The sequence below is a fragment of the Sporosarcina pasteurii genome, from assembly GCF_041295575.1.
GTDB lineage: Bacteria > Bacillota > Bacilli > Bacillales_A > Planococcaceae > Sporosarcina > Sporosarcina pasteurii.
The window spans coordinates 1882058-1906315 of sequence record NZ_CP160452.1 but is presented as its reverse complement, the minus strand read 5'-3'; the positions used below and the strand labels follow the sequence as shown (position 1 = coordinate 1906315).

General features: G+C 39.6%; 26 protein-coding genes and 1 riboswitch. Of the genes, 24 read left to right on the top strand and 2 right to left on the bottom strand.

The genetic code is table 11. The features are described from left to right. The first annotated feature begins 6 nt into the window (after window positions 1–6). The 12 genes from AB1H92_RS08910 to AB1H92_RS08855 all read left to right on the top strand — a co-directional run bounded on the left by AB1H92_RS08910 (window position 7) and on the right by AB1H92_RS08855 (window position 10973). The gene (locus AB1H92_RS08910; protein ID WP_115360624.1) at window positions 7–552 is read left to right on the top strand and encodes an NUDIX hydrolase; all 546 of its coding nucleotides are present in this window, start codon (window positions 7–9) and stop codon (window positions 550–552) included. 53 nt (window positions 553–605) lie between these two features. Beyond that, the gene (locus AB1H92_RS08905; RefSeq protein ID WP_115360625.1) at window positions 606–1121 is read left to right on the top strand and encodes a hypothetical protein; all 516 of its coding nucleotides are present in this window, start codon (window positions 606–608) and stop codon (window positions 1119–1121) included. Between the two features lie 91 nt (window positions 1122–1212). Then, window positions 1213–1665 (top strand): Fur family transcriptional regulator, encoded by a 453-nt coding sequence (locus AB1H92_RS08900; RefSeq protein WP_115360626.1) that lies wholly within the window; start codon window positions 1213–1215, stop codon window positions 1663–1665. Window positions 1666–1761: 96 nt separating this feature from the next. Next, window positions 1762–2664 carry a site-specific tyrosine recombinase XerD gene (gene xerD, locus AB1H92_RS08895; RefSeq protein ID WP_115360627.1) on the top strand — a complete coding sequence of 301 codons (903 nt, stop codon included), beginning with the start codon at window positions 1762–1764 and terminating at the stop codon, window positions 2662–2664. A gap of 18 nt (window positions 2665–2682) precedes the next feature. Beyond that, entirely contained in the window at window positions 2683–3879 is a 1197-nt protein-coding gene (gene deoB / locus AB1H92_RS08890) for a phosphopentomutase (RefSeq protein ID WP_115360628.1), read from the top strand. Window positions 3880–3884: 5 nt separating this feature from the next. After that, window positions 3885–5189 (top strand): pyrimidine-nucleoside phosphorylase, encoded by a 1305-nt coding sequence (locus AB1H92_RS08885; protein ID WP_115364063.1) that lies wholly within the window; start codon window positions 3885–3887, stop codon window positions 5187–5189. Between the two features lie 678 nt (window positions 5190–5867). Then, window positions 5868–6221, top strand: a complete 354-nt coding sequence (locus AB1H92_RS08880; protein WP_115360629.1) for an anti-sigma factor antagonist — start codon at window positions 5868–5870, stop codon at window positions 6219–6221. Further along, window positions 6211–6657: an anti-sigma F factor gene (spoIIAB, locus tag AB1H92_RS08875; protein WP_115360630.1), complete on the top strand. Its 447-nt coding sequence runs from the start codon at window positions 6211–6213 to the stop codon at window positions 6655–6657. The genes AB1H92_RS08880 and spoIIAB overlap by 11 nt, the downstream gene beginning before the upstream one ends. A gap of 3 nt (window positions 6658–6660) precedes the next feature. Next, window positions 6661–7449: a SigF/SigG family RNA polymerase sporulation sigma factor gene (locus tag AB1H92_RS08870; RefSeq protein ID WP_115360631.1), complete on the top strand. Its 789-nt coding sequence runs from the start codon at window positions 6661–6663 to the stop codon at window positions 7447–7449. 4 nt (window positions 7450–7453) lie between these two features. Beyond that, complete coding sequence (locus AB1H92_RS08865) at window positions 7454–8902, top strand: spore germination protein (RefSeq protein WP_115360632.1); 1449 nt, start codon at window positions 7454–7456, stop codon at window positions 8900–8902. Between the two features lie 73 nt (window positions 8903–8975). Next, window positions 8976–10304 carry a diaminopimelate decarboxylase gene (lysA, locus tag AB1H92_RS08860; RefSeq protein WP_115360633.1) on the top strand — a complete coding sequence of 443 codons (1329 nt, stop codon included), beginning with the start codon at window positions 8976–8978 and terminating at the stop codon, window positions 10302–10304. A gap of 300 nt (window positions 10305–10604) precedes the next feature. Next, on the top strand, window positions 10605–10973 hold the full coding sequence (locus AB1H92_RS08855) for a GNAT family N-acetyltransferase (protein WP_115360634.1): 369 nt from the start codon (window positions 10605–10607) through the stop codon (window positions 10971–10973). On the opposite strand, the gene AB1H92_RS08850 is transcribed toward AB1H92_RS08855, so the two are convergent. Next, on the bottom strand, window positions 10970–11482 hold the full coding sequence (locus tag AB1H92_RS08850; protein WP_115360635.1) for a DUF309 domain-containing protein: 513 nt from the start codon (window positions 11480–11482) through the stop codon (window positions 10970–10972). The genes AB1H92_RS08855 and AB1H92_RS08850 overlap by 4 nt on opposite strands. Window positions 11483–11524: 42 nt before the next feature. Here AB1H92_RS08850 and AB1H92_RS08845 point away from each other — a divergent pair, with 42 nt between their 5' ends. The 12 genes from AB1H92_RS08845 (at window position 11525) to AB1H92_RS08790 (ending at window position 23861) form a co-directional block, all read left to right on the top strand. After that, the gene (locus AB1H92_RS08845; protein ID WP_115360636.1) at window positions 11525–12289 is read left to right on the top strand and encodes a segregation/condensation protein A; all 765 of its coding nucleotides are present in this window, start codon (window positions 11525–11527) and stop codon (window positions 12287–12289) included. Then, window positions 12282–12887 carry an SMC-Scp complex subunit ScpB gene (gene scpB, locus AB1H92_RS08840; protein WP_115360637.1) on the top strand — a complete coding sequence of 202 codons (606 nt, stop codon included), beginning with the start codon at window positions 12282–12284 and terminating at the stop codon, window positions 12885–12887. The genes AB1H92_RS08845 and scpB overlap by 8 nt, the downstream gene beginning before the upstream one ends. Beyond that, a complete protein-coding gene (locus tag AB1H92_RS08835; protein ID WP_115360638.1) occupies window positions 12884–13882 on the top strand; it encodes a D-alanyl-D-alanine carboxypeptidase family protein in 999 nt (332 codons plus the stop codon). Before scpB ends, AB1H92_RS08835 begins: the two co-directional genes overlap by 4 nt. 163 nt (window positions 13883–14045) lie before the next feature. Further along, window positions 14046–14777: a pseudouridine synthase gene (locus AB1H92_RS08830; protein WP_115360639.1), complete on the top strand. Its 732-nt coding sequence runs from the start codon at window positions 14046–14048 to the stop codon at window positions 14775–14777. 216 nt (window positions 14778–14993) lie between these two features. Beyond that, complete coding sequence (gene resA, locus AB1H92_RS08825) at window positions 14994–15539, top strand: thiol-disulfide oxidoreductase ResA (protein ID WP_115360640.1); 546 nt, start codon at window positions 14994–14996, stop codon at window positions 15537–15539. 13 nt (window positions 15540–15552) lie between these two features. Further along, window positions 15553–17202: a cytochrome c biogenesis protein ResB gene (locus AB1H92_RS08820; RefSeq protein ID WP_115360641.1), complete on the top strand. Its 1650-nt coding sequence runs from the start codon at window positions 15553–15555 to the stop codon at window positions 17200–17202. Then, window positions 17202–18386 (top strand): c-type cytochrome biogenesis protein CcsB, encoded by a 1185-nt coding sequence (gene ccsB / locus AB1H92_RS08815; protein ID WP_115360642.1) that lies wholly within the window; start codon window positions 17202–17204, stop codon window positions 18384–18386. Before AB1H92_RS08820 ends, ccsB begins: the two co-directional genes overlap by 1 nt. Window positions 18387–18496: 110 nt before the next feature. Beyond that, complete coding sequence (locus AB1H92_RS08810; RefSeq protein ID WP_075528237.1) at window positions 18497–19210, top strand: response regulator transcription factor; 714 nt, start codon at window positions 18497–18499, stop codon at window positions 19208–19210. After that, complete coding sequence (locus AB1H92_RS08805) at window positions 19207–20988, top strand: ATP-binding protein (protein ID WP_115360643.1); 1782 nt, start codon at window positions 19207–19209, stop codon at window positions 20986–20988. Before AB1H92_RS08810 ends, AB1H92_RS08805 begins: the two co-directional genes overlap by 4 nt. A gap of 38 nt (window positions 20989–21026) precedes the next feature. Then, window positions 21027–21563, top strand: coding sequence for an RNA polymerase sigma factor SigX (sigX, locus tag AB1H92_RS08800; protein ID WP_115360644.1), 537 nt, complete (start codon window positions 21027–21029; stop codon window positions 21561–21563). Then, window positions 21556–22737 (top strand): hypothetical protein, encoded by a 1182-nt coding sequence (locus tag AB1H92_RS08795; RefSeq protein ID WP_115360645.1) that lies wholly within the window; start codon window positions 21556–21558, stop codon window positions 22735–22737. Before sigX ends, AB1H92_RS08795 begins: the two co-directional genes overlap by 8 nt. A 77-nt stretch (window positions 22738–22814) precedes the next feature. Continuing rightward, window positions 22815–22954: riboswitch (FMN riboswitch) on the top strand. A gap of 322 nt (window positions 22955–23276) precedes the next feature. Continuing rightward, complete coding sequence (locus AB1H92_RS08790) at window positions 23277–23861, top strand: ECF transporter S component (protein WP_115360646.1); 585 nt, start codon at window positions 23277–23279, stop codon at window positions 23859–23861. A 47-nt stretch (window positions 23862–23908) separates the two neighbouring features. On the opposite strand, the gene AB1H92_RS08785 is transcribed toward AB1H92_RS08790, so the two are convergent. Beyond that, entirely contained in the window at window positions 23909–24160 is a 252-nt protein-coding gene (locus AB1H92_RS08785; RefSeq protein ID WP_075529354.1) for a ferredoxin, read from the bottom strand. Window positions 24161–24258 lie beyond the last annotated feature (98 nt).

The window sequence follows — 24258 nt, the reverse complement described above, 5'->3', positions numbered from 1 at the left end:
CAAACAATGAAAAGTTATGAGGAAAAAACCATTGCAACAAATTCTATTTATGAAGGGAAAATCATCTCTCTGCAAGTCGATGACGTGGAATTACCAGACGGCAATCACGCAAAACGAGAATTGGTAAAACATCCAGGTGCAGTCGCGTTAATCCCAATTACAGACGAGGGAAAAATCATCGTCGTGAAGCAGTACAGGAAAGCAATAGAAAGAGCAATCGTTGAGATTCCAGCCGGTCGCATTGAACCGAATGAAGATCCAAAGTTAACTGCAATTCGTGAACTCGAAGAAGAAACAGGATACGGGACGCATGACATTACATATTTACAATCCTTCGCAACTTCTCCAGGTTTTGCTGATGAAATCATTCATCTTTACGTCGCAAAGGATCTTTATAAAATCGAAGATCCTGCTGAAGGTGATGAAGACGAATTCATTGAGCGATTGGAAGTAAGCATCGAGGAAGCTGAAAAGATGGTGGCTACAGGTGAGATTTATGACGCCAAAACTGCTTTCGCAATTCTTTATGTAAAACATCAATTGAATATGTAAATATTTTTCGGGGGACGAGCATAGGTTGTACTAAATAGACGGAGGTGCAACCGATGACCCGTTCCTTATCTTTTACGTATTTATTTATCATTTTAGCTGTTAGTTATTTGGGGGGAACATTGTTATTTAGAGAGTTGCCTGAAGCATCAGTTGAAAAGATATTAATCTTGTTTGATGCTCGGGTTGTGAGTGGAAGTGATGCGAAGCTACTTTTACCGGTTACGGCAACGCTACTCTTTTTTGTTCTTGCCTTTGCATTTTCACGCTTCAAATATAGTCGTTTTTTAGTGATTTTTACGGGCGCTATTAAATGCGTGCTATTCGGCGTTTCTTCAGCCTATTTACTAGCAAAAGGGTTGAAAATCCTTGAGTATGCTATGTGGTGGTTTCCTTTTCAATTATTAATTTGTTTTGCATTGCTTTTATTTTGTGCAGTGTTAACACCGCCCTTTTTCTTGAAAACGACAGGTAGAAGAGAACGTAATAACCGTGGTTTAATCACAGTAGCCATTTGTGCGGTACTTTTAATTGTACTAGAATATACGATTTTCTTTTTATTTATTAAGTGATTCCTAATCCACTAGCTTCTCCATCTTCCCTTTCAGTTGTTTTCTATAAAGCATATTTGGTATAATGAATTCAGTTTGAGGGGGGCGTCTGATGAAAAGCCGAATCGATCGAATAAAGAAGCAGCTGCACGCGGCCAGCTATAAATTGACGCCGCAACGTGAAGCGACGGTTTTGGTCCTCCTTGAGCACGAGGCGGACCATTTAAGTGCCGAAGATGTCTTCTTACTTGTAAAAGAAAAATCGCCAGAAATTGGCCTAGCAACCGTATATCGCACGTTAGAGTTATTAACAGACTTGAAAATTGTCGATAAAATTAATTTCGGTGATGGGGTGTCACGATTTGACCTTCGAAAAGAAGGCGCTGATCACTTTCATCATCATCTTATTTGTATTGAATGTGGTAAGGTGGAAGAAATTCAAGAGGATTTGCTAGGAGATGTTGAAAAAATCGTAGAAAACCGTTGGGAATTTACGATTAAAGACCATTGGCTAACCTTTCATGGGATTTGTAAAACATGTAAATTGGATGAAAGCGAAAACTGACTAATGAAAAGGGGGGATAGCGACGCGCTGTCCCCTTTGTCGTATTTAAAATTTTTTTGACCAAATCATGATGACTTATTGATAGGGGGATGTTTCGTGAAGGAAGCTCGCTTAGCATTGGAAGATTATCTGCACTTTTTACAAGTAGAGCGCCAATTAGCGGCAAACACAATTACTTCTTATAACCGAGACTTAACAGATTATATTGATTTTCTAGTAGAAAATCAGGTAACAAGCGTCGATGCAATTACGCGTAGAGAGATTATTTTATACTTACAAAAGATGAAAGAAACGGGAAAATCGACGCGGACCGTATCGAGGTATATTTCTTCAATCCGTTCATTTCATCAATTTTTACTTCGGGAAAGAGTTGCAACAGAAGATCCAACAGTTCATTTAGAACTCCCTAAAATTGAACAAAAGTTGCCAGACGTTTTATCTTTGAGTGAAGTAGATAGATTAATAGAAGCGCCAGACCGAAGTAAAGCACAAGGCAAAAGAGATTACGCCTTATTAGAAATATTATATGGAACAGGCATGCGAGTCAGCGAATTAATTGCGCTCGATGTGAATGATGTACATTTGTCGATGGGGTTTGTTCGCGTCTTTGGTAAGGGTGGAAAGGAAAGAATTGTCCCCCTGGGTAATAAAGCGATTGAAGCTTGCACAGTTTATATAAATGAAGCAAGACGTAAAATGGTTTCGAAATCATCATCACCTGTCGATGCGCTATTTGTAAATATGCGCGGGGGTAGATTATCGAGGCAAGGGTGTTGGAAAATTATAAAAGGGTATGCATTAGAAGCAAATCTAACCAAAGATTTAACACCGCATATATTACGTCATTCATTTGCCACGCATTTAATAGAAAACGGTGCAGATTTGAGAGCTGTACAAGAAATGCTAGGTCATTCTGATATTTCGACTACGCAAATCTACACACACGTTAGTCGTTCGCGACTAAAAGAAGTTTATACAAAACATCACCCACGTGCCTAATTTAAAGGAGGAAATTATATGAAAAACGAAACATTTAAAAGAGTCCACTTAGTCGTATTGGACTCCGTAGGAATTGGAGAGGCGCCAGATGCGCATTTATTTGGAGATGAAGGTGCTGATACGCTCGGTCACATTGCAAGAGAAATGAATGGTTTACATATGCCGAATATGGCGAAGCTCGGACTTTCGAATATCCGACCAATCGAAGGCGTACCGGTCGCAGATAAACCGCTAGCGATGTATGGAAAAATGCAAGAAGCTTCCGTTGGAAAAGATACAATGACCGGCCATTGGGAAATTATGGGTCTCAACATTGACAAGCCGTTTAAAGTTTATCCGAATGGCTTTCCTGAAGAGTTAATTGCTGAATTAGAACAGCGAACTGGCAGAAAAGTGATTGGGAATAAACCGGCAAGTGGTACAGCGATTATCGATGAATTAGGCGAGGAGCATATGAAGACAGGCGCACTCATCGTGTATACTTCCGCGGATCCAGTGCTACAAATCGCGGCTCATGAAGATATCATTCCAATTGACGAACAATACAGAATTTGCGAAATTGCCCGGGAAATTACGTTGGCACCTGAATATCTAGTCGGACGAATTATTGCGAGACCGTTTGTAGGGACACCTGGAAACTTTACAAGAACATCAAACCGTCATGATTATGCATTAAAACCATTCGAACGTACAGTCATGAACGAATTACAAGATGCGGAATACGATGTGATTGCGATTGGGAAAATTTCCGATATATTCAATGAAGAGGGAATTACAGAATCTGTTCGAACGAAGAGCAATATGGATGGAGTAGATAAATTAATTGATGTGATGAAGCAAGATTTCCACGGGTTAAGTTTTGTAAATCTTGTTGACTTCGACGCGTTATTTGGTCATCGAAGAGATCCAATTGGGTATGGTAAAGCACTTGAAGAATTTGATAACAGACTTAACGAAATCATGAGTGTGCTAAGAGAAGATGATCTACTCATTATTACTGCCGATCACGGTAATGATCCAACGCATGCCGGAACAGATCATACACGTGAGTTTGTGCCGTTATTAGCCTATTCGCCGTCTTTTGAATCAGGTGGAGAAATGCCAGTGAATGAAACTTTTTCAGATATCGGTGCAACGATTGCAGATAATTTTAATGTGAAACTGCCGCAATTTGGCAAAAGCTTTTTACCATTATTAAAAGAACGGGTGAAATAATTATGGTGCGTATGGTTGATGTCATAGAGAAAAAGCGAAACGGAGAAGTGTTAACGAAAGCTGAAATTGAACTTTTTGTAAATGGCTATACAGATGGCACAATTCCTGATTATCAAGCAAGTGCTATTCTAATGGCAGTTTATTTCAAAGGCATGAATGCGGAAGAACAAGCACATTTGACGATGGCAATGGTTGAATCTGGAGAACAAATCGATTTATCGGCGATCGAAGGCGTTAAGGTTGATAAACATTCAACAGGCGGCGTAGGAGATACGACCACATTAATTCTTGTTCCTCTCGTTGCAGCTTGTGGTGTTCCAGTTGCGAAAATGAGTGGCAGAGGACTCGGTCATACTGGAGGCACGCTCGATAAACTTGAGGCAATGAAAGGCTTTCATATTGAATTAACAAAAGAGCAATTTGTACAACAAGTGAATGACTTAAAACTTGCGGTAATTGGACAAAGTGGAAATTTAACGCCAGCAGATCAGAAAATTTATGCATTACGTGATGTGACAGCGACAGTCGATAGCATTCCGCTCATTGCCAGTTCGATTATGAGTAAAAAAATTGCAGCAGGTGCTGATGCAATTGTGCTTGATGTAAAATCAGGTGATGGAGCATTTATGAAAACACTTGAAGATTCAAAAGCACTTGCACAAGCAATGGTCGCCATCGGGAATGAAGTGGGCCGTAATACGATGGCAATTATTTCTGATATGAGTCAGCCGCTTGGCAATGCAATCGGCAATGCGTTAGAAGTTCAGGAAGCGATTGAGACATTACAAGGAAAAGGCCCTGAAGATTTAACGGAGTTATGCCTCACACTAGGCAGTCAGATGGTTGTGCTTGGGGGGAAGGCCGAGTCACTTGAAGAAGCTAGAAAGATGTTAAAAGAAGTCATTCAAAATGGTAAGGCGCTTCAGTTATTCGGTGACTTGATTGAAGCACAAGGCGGAGATAGAACCGTAATTGAAGATCCTTCACTCCTACCAAGCGCACAATATCAAATCCCAGTCGTTGCCAGTCAATCTGGTTATGTAACGAAAATGGAAGCAGATGATATCGGTATAGCCGCGATGTTACTCGGTGCTGGTAGGGCTACAAAAGAAGATAAGATTGACCTAGCCGTGGGCATAGTATTAAATAAAAAAGTCGGTGACTACGTGGAAAAGGGAGAGACGCTGGCAATCTTACATGCAAACTCCGAGGAAGTTACCCAATCGACAGAATTGCTTCTACAACATATTCATATTGAAGATGAATTGGTTACGCCACCTCCATTAATAGGAGAAATCATAACAAAATAATGAATCACAAACTCTTCGCTAAGATGAAAAATCTTAGTCGAAGAGTTTTTTTGTTTGTTAAAAAATATTATTTGGAATAAATGACTATTTTCACGGACACTTAATTGGGATGGGGTTAATGTACTCAACTGTTTCTAAGTTAGTGTGAACTGTTGCGAAGTAGGCTGGATCTGTTTTCGAGCATGTTCGATCTGTTATGAGCTAGACAATCAACCTTATAATCAGAGTTAATTTTATTTAATGTAATGAATTAATTTCATAATTGGTTTTTTAAATAGTGAAAAATGAAAATTAGGTTTGATATCCTGTCAATCATTCATGTGTAAAGGTGTCTTCGTTGATTGGAGTGGAGGGCGGCGACTCCTGTGGGATTAGCTGGACAGGTGAGACCCCGCAGGGAGCAAAGCGACTGAGGAGGCTCACCGCCAGCCCCACGGAAAGCGTCCGCCCGGAACGGAAATCAACATCGATCGGGTTCCATCGTCAAATCAACTTACAAAGAAACATTATGAATTTTTCTATCTCGTATGTGTAATTTAGGTTACGGATGCACATACTTACAGGAGGACCAAACTTTGTCGAAACATAAGAAGTTTTTTCGTTCAATGACTAGTTTTGTCACCGAGAAGGATTCTCTTAATCCGATGTGGAAAGAAGGGCGTGAAGGAGGGGTTCACTGTGGCAAATATTGAAATTACAGAGAACGGAATATTAGTAGTGACATTGTATGGGGAACTAGATAATCATGAGGCAAATGGGATTAGGTCGAATATATCTTCCGCTATTTTCGCAGGCCAAGTAAAAGCTGTGATATGGGATTTAGAAAAACTTGGCTTTATGGATAGTGCGGGAATTGGGTTAATCCTAGGGAGAATGCGCGATTTAGCACCTTTTGGTGGAGAAACGCTTATTTTAAATCCCTCTGTCACAATGGAAAAGATTTTTAGTTTTTCAGGTCTTGAAAAGAATATTAGACATTGCACGGTCGATCAGGCGATCGGGGAAATAGGAGGGGTTTTACATGAACAATGAGATGATGTTATCTTTTGTTGCAATTGAAGAAAACGAGGCACTTGCGAGGATGGCAATGACTTGTTTTATCACCCCGCTCGATCCGACAATCGAAGAAATCTCTGAATTTAAAACGATTGTCTCAGAAGCGGTGACGAATGCAATTCTTCATGGATATGACTGCGATGGAAAAAGCATCGTTACCATCCATGCAACGATTGAGGATGATAAAGTGACAATGACAGTTCGTGATGAAGGCGCGGGAATTGCAAATATTGAACAAGCGATGGAGCCTATGTACACGACTCGTCCTCATATGGAACGTTCAGGAATGGGTTTTACAATTATGGAAAGCTTTTCGGATAGTTTATCAGTTGAATCGAATGTTGGCTCGGGTACAGTCGTGAAATTTGAAAAACGATTTTCTCCGGTAACGGAAACGAGCAGAATGAGGTGACGTATGGACGCATCCGTTGAAAAGAAACATGCTTTATTGTCGCAGGAGAAGATGAGGGAACTAATTAAACTTTCACAAGAAGGCGATAAAGAGGCGCGGAAAATGATGATTGAAGGAAATACGCGTCTTGTATGGTCTATCGTTCAGCGGTTCGCTTCCCGCGGTGCAGATCCGGAAGATTTATTTCAAATTGGTTGTATCGGATTGATGAAGTCAATTGATAAATTTGATTTATCGTATGATGTGAAGTTTTCCACTTATGCCGTACCGATGATTGTTGGAGAGATTCAACGATTTCTACGTGATGATGGCATGGTGAAAGTGAGTCGTTCGATTCGAGAGCTGAGTTTTAAAATACGCCATGCAACAGACAATTATGTGAAAGAAAGTGGACAGGCACCAACATTATCTGAAATTGCAGATATGCTAGATGTTAAATTAGAGGATGTCATTCTAGCGTCGGACGCTTTGCGAGATCCTGCATCACTTCATGAGCAACTTTATGAAAATGAAGGAGATAGTTTAACATTAATGGATCAACTTCGCGATGATCGCTCGGAAAAAGTCTTTAGTCATATCCCGTTAAGAGATGTCATTACTAGGCTTAATAAACGAGACCAAACAATCATTTATATGCGCTATTACTTAGATTATACACAAAGTGATATTGCTGAACGGATTGGCATATCACAAGTACAAGTTTCACGGCTAGAGAAAAAAATACTAGCTCAGTTAAAGATGTGGATGGGGGCAAATACGGAGGAGAGTTCGGAAAAAGTGAGGACGGATTAAAACGATGGAAAAACTATTTGCTTCTATGAAAGAAGGAGAAGACTGGTTTAATCAATGTTTTGGTAAAGGTGAAACATATGATGCGGTAGCAAGGAACGTCCACTTATGGGATATGCCTGCTTTACTTCTCTATATGAACGGCCTAGTGGATGACAAAGGATTGTTGACACTATTAACAAGATTGCAATGGAATCAGTTGGAGGATGATGAAGATATAGAGGAAAGTGAGAAGTTTCTATCTTACTTTCCTTATCAAGCTGTGACAGAAGTTAAAGATAGAGATGAGCTGCTAACGAACATTTTAACGGGTCAACCCGCATTTATTACACAAAATGGCTATGCATTTATCATCGACTTGCGCGCTTATCCTGGCAGGCAACCTGAAGAACCAGATACGGAGAAAGTGATTCGTGGTGCGAGAGATGGTTTTACTGAGTCAATCGTACAAAATACAGCACTCGTTAGAAGAAGGTTGCGAACTGAGGATTTACGATTTCAAATGCACCAGACGACGGTAAATGGGAAGACAGATGTCGCCATTGCGTTTATCCAAGGAGCAGCTAGCGAGGAGCATTTAGATTATATTCGACAGCGCTTAAAAGAAGTTGAACATGATGGATTAACGATGACGGATAAATCGCTCGAAGAATTTTTGTTTAAACAAAGATTTCATCCAATGCCGTTTTGCCGTTTCACGGAAAGGCCGGACATCTGTGCTGCACATTTATTGGAAGGACATATTGCTATTATCGTTGATACCTCTCCATCCGTAATGCTTGTGCCGGCAACACTTTTGCAACATTTACAACATGCGGAAGAATATAGGCAGGCGCCGCTAATCGGTACGTTTGTAAGGTTAACGCGTTTTATAGGGGCTGCTTTAAGTTTAATACTTTTACCATTTTGGTATTTAGTTGCAACTGAGCAACATTATTTGCCCGATTTTCTAAGTTATATAGGGCCAAAGGATATTGGTGAAGTGCCCTTGTTGGTTCAGCTGCTTACGGCGGATGTGGGGATAGAAATACTGAGAATGGCGGCAATACATACGCCATCACCGTTATCCACTGCGATGGGACTTGTGGCAGCCATTGTGATTGGACAAGTGGCAATAGATGTTGGTTTGTTTACGCCTGAAGTTGTGTTGTATGTTGCAGTGAGTGCCATTTTAACTTTTGCGATACCATCTTTTGAACTGAGTATTACGACAAAAGTATTTAGGATCATAATCCTTCTTTCAACTGCGTTACTTGGGGCACCAGGATTTTTCCTATCGCTGGCTGTTCTATTCTATTATTTATGTTCATTGAAACCAATGAACGTGCCGTATATGTGGCCTGTTGTACCATTTTTCCCAAATGCCATGTTGCGGGTGTTAATTCGATTCCCGATGACTGCAGATGTGCCGCGACCATTTATCACGCACTCGCCAAATCGAGATCGACTCAAATAGAACTTTGCAAGTTCTCCTCAGTTTGTGATAAAATTCGAATAAGTTCAGAATAAAAAAGAGGGGGAGAGCCGCGATGCTTCTCTATGGAACACAAGAGGTCAATGAAAAAGGACATTTGACAATAGGCGGAGTGGACAGTGTTGATTTAGTGAACACATATGGCACTCCGCTTATTGCATATGATATTGCACTGTTTCGTGAACGTGCCCGAGCTTTTAAAGAAACCTTTCGAGCAGAAGGGATTCAGGCACAAGTGGCGTATGCAAGTAAAGCATTTTCATCCATTGCAATTTATGAAGTTGCACAACAAGAGGGGCTTTCTCTTGATGTTGTATCGGGCGGAGAACTTTATACAGCTGTGCAAGCTGGTTTTCCACGTGAACGAATTCATTTTCACGGAAACAATAAAAGTGAAGCGGAATTAGAATATGCTTTTGCTGAAAAAGTAGGCTGTATCGTTGTCGATAACTTTTCAGAAATCGAGTTGATTAAAAGAATTTCGGCAATGCGTAAACAAGAAATGGATGTACTCATTCGAGTGACACCTGGCGTTGAGGCGCATACGCATAACTATATAACGACAGGGCAAGAAGATTCAAAGTTTGGATTTGATTTGAAAAATGGACAAGCAGATGAGGCATTTTATCGACTGCATAATGTTGAATACATTCGAGTGTTAGGGATGCATTGCCATATCGGCTCTCAAATTTTTGAAACAACTGCATTTCGTTTCGCGGCAGAAGCGCTTATGAACAAAATGATTATGTGGCGCGATGAATATAACTTCATTTGCCGTGTATTAAATTTGGGTGGCGGTTTCGGCATTCGCTACACAGAAGAAGATGCACCACTCGCACCTGCTAAGTATGTAGAAGAAATGGCTTCCGTTGTATTATCGATGACCCGTCAACATCAATATCCAATGCCAGAAATCTGGATTGAGCCAGGCCGATCTCTAGTAGGAGATGCTGGCACTACGCTATACAGATTGGGAAGTATGAAAGAAGTTCCTGAAATACGTACATATGTCGCGGTGGATGGTGGGATGTCAGATAATATTCGACCGGCATTATACGGGGCGGAATATACAGCAGTGACCGCAAATCGAATGGATGAACCTCAAACAACTGAAGTAACGATTGCTGGAAAGTGTTGTGAGTCCGGAGATAAACTCATTGAACAAGCATTAATTGCGCGGCCTCAAGAAGATGATATTATTGCAACATTTTGTACAGGAGCGTATAGTTACTCAATGGCGAGCAATTACAATCGTTTGCCTCGACCAGCTGTTGTTTTTGTCGAAGATGGAATGCATCAACTCGTTATTCGCAGAGAAACCTACGAAGATATTACGAGACTTGACATTCCATTACAGGCAGTAAAGCGAGGGGACACAATTTGAGGAAGCGAAACATATTTTTATTCCTTGGCATTCTTGTCATGGGTCTTATATGGGGTGCAGTGTATTGGTACTTTATCGCACCATCATTTGGTCCTGGCTCAGGATCGTGATTTAGAAAATATAATTTGATAAATTCTTTAGCCAAAGGGCGGTAAAATTCCTGTCTAAAACCTTTTGAGGAATTTAGTAATTTTTGGAAGGTCAACTGCCCGTAAAGGCCCGATTGGTTCAACTAACAATCAGCGAAAAATCGTCGCTGATTGAAGTTTCACTTTATTAGAAAAGAAGGGATCCATACAGATGCTTATACGTTACAAAAAGACTTATGAGAAGATTGCAATGGGTCTGCTTTCGTACATGCCAGAGGATCAAAGTGTGAAAGCATTGCAAGAGACAATTCAACAATATGAGACGGATGATTTGTGGGAATTGTATCTTTGGAAAGACGGAGAAGATTTTATAGGCCTACTAGGGATTGAAATGGGCATAGATACTTTTACTTTACAGCATTTATCTGTAAACCCGTCGTTTCGAGGAGAAGGATTTGGTAAGGAAATGGTTCAAGCAATACAAGATCGTTACCCAGATAAGAAATGTCAAAGCACTGAAGTTACAGAGTCATTTTTAAAAAAATGTACGCAAGAGGAAAGTGGAGGGGCAGATAACTAACGTCTGCCCTTCTTTTTTTCGTTCCGAAGACGAATAATTTCGGTCCGATCTCGTAAGATATGTTTATGGATGATGGCATCACTCTCTAAAGGTAAAAGTTTCATGAGCGGCTCTTCCGCCTCAACAAGCGCATGAAGTTTAGGTGAAGTAACTGAAATGGAAAAGCTAGCAAAAGGTTGCTCACGCTCAATCTCATCAATACTCTTCTTCACATGACTATAGAGGGATGGAAAATCAATACCTTCAGTATAATCAATATAGCGTTCAGATATTATATTAAATTTATCTTTCGCTTTTTTTAAGGTTCGTAGTGCTCCAATGCGATTACCTCTACGCCAATGATACAATCCAGTTGAAAGCAAAATATATCCTGTCAGTGGATGTTCTTTCGTTCTCCCCGGGAATGTATTCCAATATTCTTCGAGTACTTCATGACATTCAAAAAAATCTTGATTCTTATTAAAATAAACAATAAACTTTACAAAGTATGGATGATATAACGGTTTCAAATTATCATATCCTTTAACTGTGAGATGGGTAGGTGGTACGACATGTCCTATAAAGTTCGACTAGAAGTATTTGAAGGACCTTTAGATTTATTGCTCCATTTAATTAACCGATTGGAAATCGATATTTATGATATTCCAATGGCGGAGTTAACAGAACAGTATATCGAACATTTGCATGCAATGCGCGTATTACAGCTTGACGAATTAAGTGAGTATCTCGTATTGGCAGCAACTTTAATAGAAATTAAAAGTAAAATGCTCCTTCCTATACATGAAGATGAAGCGTTTGGTGATGAGGACAACTTTGAATTAGAGGAAGATCCACGTGATGAACTTGTCGCACGTTTAATTGAATACCGCAAGTATAAAGAAGCTGCCGAAAGCTTAAAAGATTCTGCGGACGACCGAGCTGAATATTTCACAAAGCCGCCAGAAGACATCGCGCAATATGGCGAGGTTGTTTCTGTCGGTCAAGAAGAAAGTTTAAATGTTTATGACCTCATCGGTGCATTTCAAAAAATGATGGACCGGAATCGACTTCGTGCGCCTCTTACCGCTAGTATAACAAAAACAGAGCAGTCTGTTGGTGAGAAGATGGATAACATCATGGAGAAGCTCGTCAAAAGCGGTGGTAGTTGTGATTTTTATGCGCTATTAGAAAGTAGAGATACGGGGGAGCTTGTGATTACATTCATGTCATTATTGGAATTAATGTTACGGGGGGATATTATTGTTATCCAAAACGATAATTTTGAAAATTTGACGGTATCGTATTTGAAAGAAGGCGAAAGTGTTGTGCATGAATAAAAGGTTATTAGGAATGATTGAAAGTTTTTTATTTATTGCAGGTGATGAGGGACTGACATTGAAACAACTCACCGCATTAACTGCTGAAGATGAAGCAACAGTGCTTCAAGCGCTTCAAGATTTACTAGATACTTACGAAGAAGAAATATATAGAGGAATCACATTAAAGCATTACGGTGGAGCGTATCGCCTCGTGACAAAGGCAGAGTTTGCTGAGGATATTAAAAGGTTACTGGAAAATCCTTCTCCCCAAACAATTACAAAGGCTTCGCTTGAGGTGCTGGCCATTATTGCGTATAAACAACCTGTGACGCGAGTAGAAATAGATGATCTTCGAGGTGTTAAAAGTGAGGGGCCATTACATACACTAATTTCAAGAGGATTTATTATGGAGAAAGGTCGATCGGAAGGAACTGGGCGTGCGATTTTATATGGCACAACAGATTTATTCCTTGATCGATTTGGTCTCAAATCTATTGCAGATTTACCTCCGCTTAAGTTAGAAGAAGATGACGAGGTAGAAAGTAATGATTTATTCATGACACAATTTCAAGAAGCATTTGAAATCGACAATGACGGAGGAGGAAATGATACTTGAAGCGGGCAAGTATTCTTGTCTTATTAGTTTCATTGTTTGTTCTATTCGGTGGTAAAACGGTGAAGGCAGGGTCTTCTTGGGCGGTAATTGACGCAGATACAGGGAGATTATTAATGGGTTCCAATGAAAATCTCCAACTGCCGATTGCAAGCTTAACTAAAGTTTGGACTGCTTTTACTTTGTTGGAAAGCGGTGTTCCACTTGGGGAAACGACAATTTCATCAGCCGCTGCATCTGCAGAAGGATCATCGATTTACTTGGAACACGGTACGAAAGTTGATGTTGAAAGTCTTTTATACGGACTCATGCTTCGTTCAGGAAATGACGCCGCGTATGCACTCGCGGAATATGGGGGCGGCTCATTAGAAGGTTTTGTCGATTTGATGAATGAAAAGGCATTGTATTACGGATTAAATGATACTTATTTTACAAATCCATCTGGCTTGCATGACGATAGGCATTTATCTACAGCTTATGAAACAGCATTAATGATGCGCTATGCCATGCAAAATGAAAAGTTTAAAGAAATTGCATCAACGCCTATGTATACGTTTAAAATTGGCGAGACGACATATAGTTGGGCAAATAAGCATCGACTCGTTCGGTCAACTGAGACTGCAATTGCGGGGAAAACGGGGTTTACAAAAGCAGCGGGTCGTACACTTGTCACTTATTTTGAGAAAGACAATAAGAGAGTCATCGTCGTAACATTAAATGATGGCAACGACTGGAATACGCATTTATCATTAGCTGAAAAAGCTTTTTCAACTTATCGTGTTGAAACGATCTCAAAAAAAGGGACTTACGCCATATTGCCTGGAATCGAGGGAGAATTAAAAAAGCCAATTCAAATGCTGTTGAAAAAAGGTGAGGCCAAAGAAATCTCGCATATTCTCCAAATTCCTCGTGGAGAAGAAAAACAAAGCATTGGCCAATGGACGGTTTACTTTGAACGAGAGCCAGTCCTAAGTACTGAAATTTTACTTTCACGTTAATTTAATGTAACGTTGTTTTGTTCGAATAAAGATCAAGTTAACGCATCAAATTAAGTAGAAAATGTGGCGATATTGAGAAGACTGTCTTAATATAGGACAGTCTTCTTTTAATTTGCTTCAAAATGTGACATAATTTTCACTAGTATATAGACGGGGTGACGACATGGAAAGATTACAAAAAGTGATGGCTCAAGCGGGGGTTGCTTCTAGAAGGAAATCAGAAGAACTCATTCTCGCAGGAAAAGTAAAAGTAAATGGTGTTATTGTAAAAGAACTTGGGACACGTGTATCGCAGACAGACAACGTAGAAGTAGAAGGTGTTCCAATTGTGAAAGAACCACATGTTTATTATCTTTTATATAAACCTAGGGGCGTCATATCTACTGCGAATGATGAGAAAGGCAGGAAGACTGTTGTCGACTTTTTCCCAGAAATTGAAGAACGTATTTTTCCCGTCGGCCGGCTTGACTATGATACATCCGGTGTCATTATTATGACGAATGACGGCGAATTTTCTTATTTAATGACACATCCGAAGTTTGAGATTAAGAAAACGTATATTGCAAAGGTAAAAGGTATTCCACGACGCGAGGATTTAAAAAAACTAGAACGAGGAATTGAGTTAGAAGACGGCTTAACTGCACCAGCACGCGTTAAAGTGCAATCGAATGATAGAAAGTCAAATACGGCGATTGTTGAAATTACAATTCATGAAGGTCGTAACCGTCAAGTGCGACGTATGTTCGATGCGATTGGCTGTCCTGTAGATAGTTTGAGACGTGAAGAGTTTGGAATCGTCACAGCACGCGGCTTAAACGCAGGCGATTCACGACCATTAACGATTCATGAAGTCAAACAATTACGTGTCTTAGCGGAAACTGGGAAAATTGGGTAAGGCACCGTAGTTCAGTAAAACAAGAGCTTTTAAGGGCGTTGCGGCCTACGGGGAAATCTATATCCTGTAGGTCCGCGCTTCTTTGTATTTAAGTCGAATTCGTTTTATGATTTGGCCTAAGTGGAACGAGTTCACAGTTATTTCATTTCTCGAAAGATAATCGCGGTTATCCTTTGTTATAATTAAATTGTATTAACTATGTTAGGGGGCATGAGAATGTCTAAAGCGGAACAGTTCGCAAAGAAGAGGAAGGTCCGTCTTGTAATTCGAACGGTTGTCCTATTCTTATTATTAGGAGCTGTCATTTTTGCAATCGTATCTAAGGATACCGAAAAAGTATTAGCGGTAGGTGACAAGGCACCTGACTTTGAATTAGTTGACCTTGAGGGAAATATACATAAACTTTCGGAATATGAAGGAGAAGGTGTTTTTCTGAATTTCTGGGGTTCTTGGTGCCCTCCATGTAAAGAGGAAATGCCTTTCATGGAGAATCAGTCAAAGGAATTTGAGGACAAAGGTGTTCACATACTTGCCATTAATATTAAAGATACAAGATTGAAAGCTGAAACGTTTAGAGACCAATATGGGTTGACGTTCCCCATCGCACAAGACAAAGATGAAAGTGTAAGACGTGCTTATAACGTTATTCCACTACCAACGACAATACTCATCAATAAAGACGGTGTTATTGAAGATATCATTACAACCGGTTTGGATGAAGAGGAAATTCGTCAAGCGATGGAAAGCATTCAACCAGAATAAGGAGCTATACAAAATGAGCAAAATCAAATGCCAGTGCGGTCATGAAAATCCTTTCGGCACGGTGCTTTGTGAGCAATGCGGTAGGCCACAAACGGAAGAAGCGAAAAATAGTAAGACAGTAGATATGCGTTACGAAGGATCCGCACGTAGATCGCAAACGTATAAAAGAACGATTGTTGATAAAATATGGAACTTCTTTTCAAGTGTAAAAATTGGGATTAGTATTATTATCGCTGTTTTAGTGACATCGGCAATTGGTACAATTTTCCCGCAAAAATTATATGTTCCAGCAAACACTGAAGCAGAGCTTGCTGCATATTATGAACGTTTATATGGCGTTTCTGGTGTTGTTTATTATAAACTAGGTTTCCATGATATGTATAATAGTTGGTGGTTTATTACGCTAGTTGGAATGCTCGGTACGTCTATTCTTATTGCGAGTATAGATAGAGTGATTCCATTGTATAAATCTTTAAAACAACAACGAACGAAACGACATACTTCTTTTTTGAAGCGCCAGCGTGTCTACGGGCATGGAACGGTGGAAAATGCAGATGAGTCTTTAACGAAAGCGGAAGAAAAACTAAAGCAATTACGCTATCAAGTTAAAGTTGAAAACGGTGCCATTCTAGCCGAGAAAAATCGATTTTCTAGATGGGGACCGTACGTCAACCATACAGGGCTCCTGATCTTTTTAGGGGCGGTCTTACTACGTGGGATTCCAGGGTTTTACGTGGATGAAACATTGTGGTTAAGAGAAGGAGAAAAGCTTGAAGTTCCTGGAGCTCCGGGGTACTTTATTGAAAATAAAGGGTTTACACTTGAAACTTATTCAGAAGAAGACAATGCAGTTTTTGAGACGGCATTAGAGCGTAACGGTACGATTGTGAAAGAATTCCAAACGGATATTGCCTTGTATAAGCAAGAGGAAGGCGGCCTCCCTGGACAATCTGACAATATATCTCTAGTAAAAGAGTATCCAATTGTCGTGAATAAACCATTAACTTTCGATGGCTATAGTATTTTCCAAATGGATTATCGGACAGATGAACTGAAATCGATGACATTCCAATTGACGGAAAAGTCGTCGGAAAAGTCACTCGGAGAGTTTACGGTAGATTTAGTGAATCCAGATCGAATATATGATTTAGGCAATGGCGCGTCTGTCGAACTTAGAGACTACTATCCTGATTATGATGGGTTCGTAGATGGTGAACCGACGTCTAAAACCCCATTACCGAACAACCCTGCATTCTTCTTTAAAATGATTACACCCGAAAAGCCAAAAGGAGAAATCAGTTTTGTTGCGATCCGTCAAACAGTAGAAGCGGAAGAAAATGATTATAAGGTGAACTTTTTAAGTGCTGAAACACGTAATATTTCAGGCCTTACAATACGTAAAGATAAAACCTTATATCTATTACTCCTCGGTGGAATTATTTTTATGATTGGTGTAGCGCAAGGTTCCTATTGGAATCACCGCCGAATTTGGATTCAAAAAGGAGAAAATAATGAGATGTTCATAGCCAGCCACACGAATAAAAACTGGTTCTCCTTAAAGAAAGAAATGGCTCAAGTGAAAGAATATGCGGACTTGCCAAAATATGAAGACCGTGAAGACACAGAGTCTGTTTTGGAAGATGAGGAAGGGGACTTTAAATAATGGAACTCGCATCTTTAAGTTCAAATTTATTATTGATTTCATTTTTTGCTTATCTGATTGCAACACTATTCTTCGGTGGTGCGGTACGAGGCGCTAAATCCCAAGCATCTTATGGGAACAGCCGATCTGGAACAATTGGCATAATTATTACGATTATCGGTTTTTTAACACATGTAGGTTACTTTATTACAAGATGGATGGCGTCAGGACATGCACCTGTCAGTAATATGTTTGAAGCTGTTACGGCATTAGGGATGATGCTCGTTGCAGCGTTCATTTTACTCTATTATCTTTATAAAACACCTTCATTAGGACTTTTTGCTTTACCAACTGCCATTATTATTATTGGCTACGCAACTATGTTCCCAACGGAAGTAACACCGTTAATCCCTGCATTAAAAAGTAAATGGTTAGCAGTACACGTGATTACAACGATTTTAGGAGAAGCAATTCTAGCTATCTCTGCAGTTGCAGGATTTGTATTACTTTTGAAAAAAGTAGATGTGAAAAAGCCTTCAAACGAAAGGTTTTGGTTAGAGGTTATCGTCTATACATTAGTGTTATGTGTAGGTTTTATCATTGCGACAACAGGATTTAGAGTCGCTGACTATGAAGCACAGTTCACGTTTGTTAATAAAAATGAACAAATTGAACAAGTTACCTATCACATGCCGCCTCTCTTTGGCATGCATCAGTACGAAGCGTTAACGGAAGGAACAATGCAACCTTGGGCTGAAACCCCTGCAATTATCGATGCAAAAAAGTTAACGACAACGACATGGTCATTTTTCGTAGGAACCGTGTTGTATATTCTATTAAGACTCATAGTTAGAAGACCTCTTGCTGCGGTGCTTCAACCATTGTCGAAGAAAGCCAATACGCAACTAATGGACGAGATTGGTTACCGGGCTGTTCTTATCGGTTTCCCAGTGTTTACATTAGGTGGCTTAATCTTTGCGATGATTTGGGCACATGAGGCATGGTCAAGGTTTTGGGGATGGGACCCGAAAGAAGTTTGGGCACTCATTACGTGGCTTTTCTATGCAGCATTCTTACATTTACGTCTATCGCGTGGATGGGAAGGGAAAAAGTCTGCTTGGCTTATGGTTATAGGATTCATTCTGATCATGTTTAACTTTATTGCAGTGAATATGATTCTCGCAGGACTTCATTCATACGCATAAAGAACAAGACTGTACGGGTTGAACCTTCAACCGTATAGTCTTTTTATTTCTTTTAAACAGAAACACTTGTACAATATAGAGTGAGAGTTTGTTGAAAGGGGCTATTCATAATGGAAGAAAAAGTATCAGTTTTGGTTGTAGATGACGAGGATCGCATTCGTCGTTTATTAAATATGTATTTAAACCGTGAGGGCTATGAAGTAGATGAAGCCGCAGACGGTGCTGAAGCATTAGAAAAAGCAACTACTAATGAATATAATTGTATTTTATTAGACCAGATGATGCCGGAGAAAGACGGACTTGAAGTGTTGTCTACATTAAGAGATCAAGGGAACATGACACCTGTCATTATGCTAACTGCAAAAGGTGAAGAGTCGGACCGAGTAACCGGATTTGAAACTGGTGCGGATGATTATATTGTGAAACCTTTTAGTCCACGTGAAGTAGTCTTGCGGATTAAAGCAATTTTAAGAAGGTCTGCAACCTTTCCTAGTAGTTCAGCTTCAACTTCGAAAGACCTTGTTGTGTTTCCTAATTTAACCATCGACCATGATGCACATCGCGTTACTGCAGAAGGACAAGAGGTTAATTTAACACCAAAGGAATACGAACTTCTATACTTTTTAGCGAAATCTCCAGATAAGGTTTTTGACAGAGAACAATTATTGAAAGAAGTATGGCATTATGAGTTTTTCGGTGATTTGCGTACAGTAGATACACACATAAAGCGCTTACGCGAAAAGTTAAGTCGCGTTTCCGAAAGTTCTGCTAAAATGATTGTCACAGTTTGGGGCGTCGGATATAAGTTCGAGGCTTTAGAATGAATAGAATATGGAATTCAATCGTCGGGAAGCTATGGGCAACCATATTGCTTCTCGTTACTTTTATATTGTTTATTGTAACTGCGTTATTACTTGAGTTTTTAGGGAATTTCCATCGGGAACAGGCCGAGGATTCACTACGACGGGAAGCAAAAATGATTGCAAATGTCGTGTTGGAGCATAAAGGTCAGCCGTTAATGCCGATCATTATTCATGACGTATTGGACGATGAAACAAATGCATTTATTACGGATGAAAAGGGATTGGTTACGCACTCTTATCATATTGGACTTAATAAAAGTAGAATCGAAAGAAAAATCCTTTCAACCCCCGCATTTTCCTCCGATAATAAGTTGAATAATGGTGTGACAAAAGAGATTATGATGCCTTCAATTACCGAAGAAGGGATGATGGAACAATATATCGTTTTGGCTGACCCATTTACTACAGAAGCTGGAGCAACTGGAACGGTCTATATTTATCAAAGTTTAGAAGCGATTCAAGCGACTACGAAGAAAACAACAAATATCGTATTTCTTTCTGCATTTATAGCATTCATTTTAACGACCATCTTCGCTTTTTTCTTATCTACCCGAATTACTTTGCCCTTAAGAAAAATGCGACAAGCAGCAAATGAATTATCTAAAGGGAACTTCGATACGCGATTACCATCGTTGCAAAGTGACGAAATTGGTCAATTAGCAACTGCCTTCAATCAAATGGGGAGACAATTAAAATATCATGTTGAGCTGATTAGCCAAGAAAAAGAACAACTTTATAGTATTTTAACTTCGATGGCAGATGCGGTCATAACTTTTAACAGTGATGGCACGATCTTATTAAGTAATCCAGAGGCAGAGAAGATTTTGCAAAATTGGTATTTCGCGAAAGGTTCATCGGATGACTCTTTACCACCAGAGTTGTTACATATGCTGGAACACTCTATAAATTTTTCAGAGGAAGTAGAAGATGAACTCCCTTTAAATGGAAAGTTTTATACGGTCTCTATTAGTCCGCTTTATAGTGGCCGCAGTATACGTGGAGCTGTAGCGGTGCTTCGAGATATGACTGCACAGCATCAATTAGATAAACTCCGTTCTGATTTTATCGCAAACGTATCTCACGAATTAAGGACACCTATATCGATGTTACAAGGGTATAGTGAAGCGATACTTGATGGTGTGACAGAAAGTGACGAGGAGAAAGATGAAATCATTCAAGTAATTCACGAAGAATCGCTTCGAATGGGACGTCTTGTAACTGATTTACTCGACCTTGCAAGAATGGAGTCAGGCCATATGACACTGTATAAAGAGGAAGTATCTGTTCTTCCATTTTTAGGTAGAATTGTCCATAAGTTTAGTCAAGTAGCACGTGAAGCAAATGTTAATCTTTCATTTCAACATCCCGATGAAAAAATAATTTTGGACATAGATGAAGACCGAATCGAACAAGTATTTACAAATTTAATTGATAATGCAATACGTCATACACCTGAAAATGGCGATGTACGATTGACGGTTAATATATACGGCGATACTTGTCAAATGACGGTTTCTGACACGGGGGATGGGATTCCAGAAGAGGACTTACAGTTTATTTTCGAAAGGTTTTACAAAGCTGATAAAGCAAGAACACGTGTGAAAGGCGGTACAGGATTAGGTCTTTCCATTGCGAAAAATATTATTGATGCACACCATGGAATGATTACAGCATCTAGGGGAGAAGTAAATGGGACGATTATGTCTGTTACCCTTCCAATAAAAAAATGTAACGAATGATGAGGTAGAACGACTAATACATTGAACGGGGGGATTTTATGGACGACTCCGTATTTCATCGGTTATATGAAGAATATCATCAGGATCTGTTCAAGTTTCTAATCTATTTAACGAGAAGCCGGGAGCAAGCAGAAGACCTTGTACATGAAGTTTATGTACGGGTCTTAAGGGCTTATCAAGGGTTCAAAGGAGAAAGCACGGAAAAGACTTGGTTATTTTCAATCGCAAAAAACGTAGCCATAGATCACTTTAGAAAACAAACAGTTAGAAAGAAACACGATTATGACCGTTTTGATTGGGAGAAGAGTGAACTTGCCAGTCCTCGACCTATACCAGATGATTTTGTCGTGATGAGTGAACAAATGCAAGAACTTTTCAATGCACTTGAAACTTGCACAGGCGATCAAAAGCTTGTCATTCATATGCGCTACTTACATGATTTATCGATTTCAGAAGCCGCAGAAATATTAGGGTGGTCTGAAGCAAAAGTAAAAACAACTCAGCACCGCGCCATTAAAGCACTGCAAAAGAAGTTAACGGCTCTTCCGCAAGAAGGGGGGAAAGAAGATGGATAAAGAGAAGTGGTCCGAAGAAAAGATTGAAAAGATGCTTAGTCAAGTGCCTAATCCTAAAGACAATCGTTCTATAGACGAAGTATATACACGTCTGAAAAATGACAAACGATTACAAGATCAACAGCCGATTGAGCGAAAGTCATGGAAATGGATGCCCATCGCAGTAACGATAGCAGCAGTTCTGCTTTTAGGCATATTAACTCCGTCAATGCTAAAGGATAGTCAACATCAGTCGGATCAGGTTTCAGAATCTACATTTATGCAAATGGACGAATCAGCAGATGAACTAGCGGAAGTAGAGAAGAGCATAGAAGAGGCTGCATTATTTCAGGCGGATAAAAGTAGTCATCTTTTATTAGCGGATGAGCTAGACGGATATATCCCTTTTCAAATAGGTCTCGTATCTCGTGCACACGTGATTCCTGTTACATTTCTTATCCCTTCGGAAACAATTCAAGTTGATTTTCAAAAAGAAAATCCAAACAGTGTAGAACTCTATCAAAAATACGCTGGACAACTACGTGAGGAAGCTTTGGGTTTTGACGCATATCACCCTTTTGAAGGAGAAATAATTGCTGAAGAAGGCATGGTCCGTCACAAACTTCCAAGTAACCATTCCTATGATAGGTCTTCCGCATCCATTCAAGTATACGAAGGGACTATTAGGTCGACATTCAACGATTTCTCGAAAGTTTTACCCGTTCAGGAAAATGGAGATGCAATCGAATTTAGTCAAGTAGGAACAATGGATGCGATTCAAATAAATCATGATCGACATGCAGCTTCCTATTACAAATACACGTTACCGTCTGGACAAACATATATCGTCCCCCAAGACGCCGGGGAGTTTGCAGAAACTGTAGAGGAAGCACTCTTAAATATGAAAAAGCAATTCAGTGATGACTTTGAAAGTTTAGTTCCTGAATCGGTTCATTATGATGTTCAGGTAGTAGAAGATACCGTATTTATCCAATTCAAAGACCTTCTTGATTTATCGCAAATGAATGATGACGAGGCTCGCTTAATGATTGAGGGATTCATGCTAACGGCTGAACAATTTCAATTAGCGATAAAACTAGAGAATGTCATGCAAGAAAATTTTGGGAAATACGATTTATCCGAAGCGCTACCACGACCAGTCGCTAGTAATCCAGTAGACTTCATAACGGAATAAACAGGACTTTGTAAACTATCTAGTTTACAAAGTCCTGTTTCTATTGTATTATAGAGATGTAAGAAAATTTAATATTGATTCATCTTCGGGGCAGGGTGTAATTCCCGACCGGCGGTAATAGAAGATTTTCTTCTGAGCCCGCGAGCTATAGTATAATATAGCTGATTCTAGTGAGATTCTAGAGCCGACAGTATAGTCTGGATGGGAGAAGGTGAAGGTGCAGCCGTCTATCATTATGTATAAAAAACATAATGTGAACGCTTATTTCATGCGGATAAAAATAACTTATCCTATGAAAGTTCCGATTAACGAAGTCATTGTACGAGTTTAATCGAACGTTTATTTGTGTACCTACAACTCCCTAAAGTCTATTTGCTTTAGGGGTTTTTTATGTAGAATTGGTATCTTTTGATGCTTGATAACAGATTACACTGAGTTATGTAAGTTCAAATAAGAATCAATGATGATGTTGTGGACATAAATAAACAAAGACGAATGCCCTTTCCTCTTGGAAGTGAATCGGACAAGGAGAGAGGAACATGAATAGTAAAAAGTTACGTAAGATGGTGCTTGTCGCCATGTTAGGAAGTATTGCTACAGTATTAATGCAATTTAATTTTCCGTTACCAGCGCTACCTGCATTTTTAAAGTTTGACTTTGGAGAAGTTCCGGCAGTTATTGCGATTATGACGATGGGACCTATTGCAGGCATCGCGGTTGAGTTAATTAAAAACATATTACATTGGTTTTTAAGTGGGAGCCCTACAGGCGTACCGGTTGGTGAGATTGCCAACTTCGCTACAGGATTACTATTTATCTTGCCAATCTATTACATCTTTACAAAGTTTAAAAGTACGAAAGGTTTACTAGGTGGATTTATTGCCGGAACTGTTTCGATGGCAATTGGGATGAGTTTATTAAACTACTTTATCTTCTTACCGATGTATACTTACTTCTTAAATATGACGCCTGTAACAGGCGATGCATTATATAAAATGATTGTCCTTGGCATCCTTCCATTTAATATATTGAAAGGTGTTATCCTGACAATTGTTTCGATTATGCTATATAGTCGAATGAAAAATTGGATTAGTCAACAACGTGCAAAGTTGCTGGCTGAATGAAACGAAATATAAAAATGCTGTGCTAGAAGATCTAGCGCAGCATTTTTTTAGTCTTCATATTTTAAAGCGTCCCCGTCAAACGGTGCATCTGCAACTTTAATAGAATCAGTTGGACAACCTTCAAAGCCGTCCTCCATGTCCTCTAGTAGTTCTTCTGGAACTTGTACGGTACCCGTGTTATCATCAAGAATAACAAAAGCAATTCCGTCATCATCGTAATCATATATGTCAGGAGCAGCAGCCCCACAAGCTCCACACGCGATGCACGTATCTTGGTCGACGATTGTATACTTAGGCATGTATGTCTTCCCTCTTTTCTTCGAACGTAGCATTTCAGTACATCCTCTATTCTAATGCTGTTTTTAACAGTTTTCAACATAATACTACAAATTTGGGT

Coding starts and splice junctions, on each gene's coding strand:
- AB1H92_RS08910 (WP_115360624.1), top strand. CDS start 7: ATGAAAAGTTATGAGGAAAAAACCATTGCAACAAATTCTATTTATGAA.
- AB1H92_RS08905 (WP_115360625.1), top strand. CDS start 606: ATGACCCGTTCCTTATCTTTTACGTATTTATTTATCATTTTAGCTGTT.
- AB1H92_RS08900 (WP_115360626.1), top strand. CDS start 1,213: ATGAAAAGCCGAATCGATCGAATAAAGAAGCAGCTGCACGCGGCCAGC.
- deoB (WP_115360628.1), top strand. CDS start 2,683: ATGAAAAACGAAACATTTAAAAGAGTCCACTTAGTCGTATTGGACTCC.
- spoIIAB (WP_115360630.1), top strand. CDS start 6,211: ATGAACAATGAGATGATGTTATCTTTTGTTGCAATTGAAGAAAACGAG.
- AB1H92_RS08870 (WP_115360631.1), top strand. CDS start 6,661: ATGGACGCATCCGTTGAAAAGAAACATGCTTTATTGTCGCAGGAGAAG.
- AB1H92_RS08865 (WP_115360632.1), top strand. CDS start 7,454: ATGGAAAAACTATTTGCTTCTATGAAAGAAGGAGAAGACTGGTTTAAT.
- lysA (WP_115360633.1), top strand. CDS start 8,976: ATGCTTCTCTATGGAACACAAGAGGTCAATGAAAAAGGACATTTGACA.
- AB1H92_RS08855 (WP_115360634.1), top strand. CDS start 10,605: ATGCTTATACGTTACAAAAAGACTTATGAGAAGATTGCAATGGGTCTG.
- AB1H92_RS08845 (WP_115360636.1), top strand. CDS start 11,525: ATGTCCTATAAAGTTCGACTAGAAGTATTTGAAGGACCTTTAGATTTA.
- scpB (WP_115360637.1), top strand. CDS start 12,282: ATGAATAAAAGGTTATTAGGAATGATTGAAAGTTTTTTATTTATTGCA.
- AB1H92_RS08830 (WP_115360639.1), top strand. CDS start 14,046: ATGGAAAGATTACAAAAAGTGATGGCTCAAGCGGGGGTTGCTTCTAGA.
- resA (WP_115360640.1), top strand. CDS start 14,994: ATGTCTAAAGCGGAACAGTTCGCAAAGAAGAGGAAGGTCCGTCTTGTA.
- AB1H92_RS08820 (WP_115360641.1), top strand. CDS start 15,553: ATGAGCAAAATCAAATGCCAGTGCGGTCATGAAAATCCTTTCGGCACG.
- ccsB (WP_115360642.1), top strand. CDS start 17,202: ATGGAACTCGCATCTTTAAGTTCAAATTTATTATTGATTTCATTTTTT.
- AB1H92_RS08810 (WP_075528237.1), top strand. CDS start 18,497: ATGGAAGAAAAAGTATCAGTTTTGGTTGTAGATGACGAGGATCGCATT.
- AB1H92_RS08805 (WP_115360643.1), top strand. CDS start 19,207: ATGAATAGAATATGGAATTCAATCGTCGGGAAGCTATGGGCAACCATA.
- sigX (WP_115360644.1), top strand. CDS start 21,027: ATGGACGACTCCGTATTTCATCGGTTATATGAAGAATATCATCAGGAT.
- AB1H92_RS08795 (WP_115360645.1), top strand. CDS start 21,556: ATGGATAAAGAGAAGTGGTCCGAAGAAAAGATTGAAAAGATGCTTAGT.
- AB1H92_RS08790 (WP_115360646.1), top strand. CDS start 23,277: ATGAATAGTAAAAAGTTACGTAAGATGGTGCTTGTCGCCATGTTAGGA.
- AB1H92_RS08785 (WP_075529354.1), bottom strand. CDS start 24,160: ATGCCTAAGTATACAATCGTCGACCAAGATACGTGCATCGCGTGTGGA.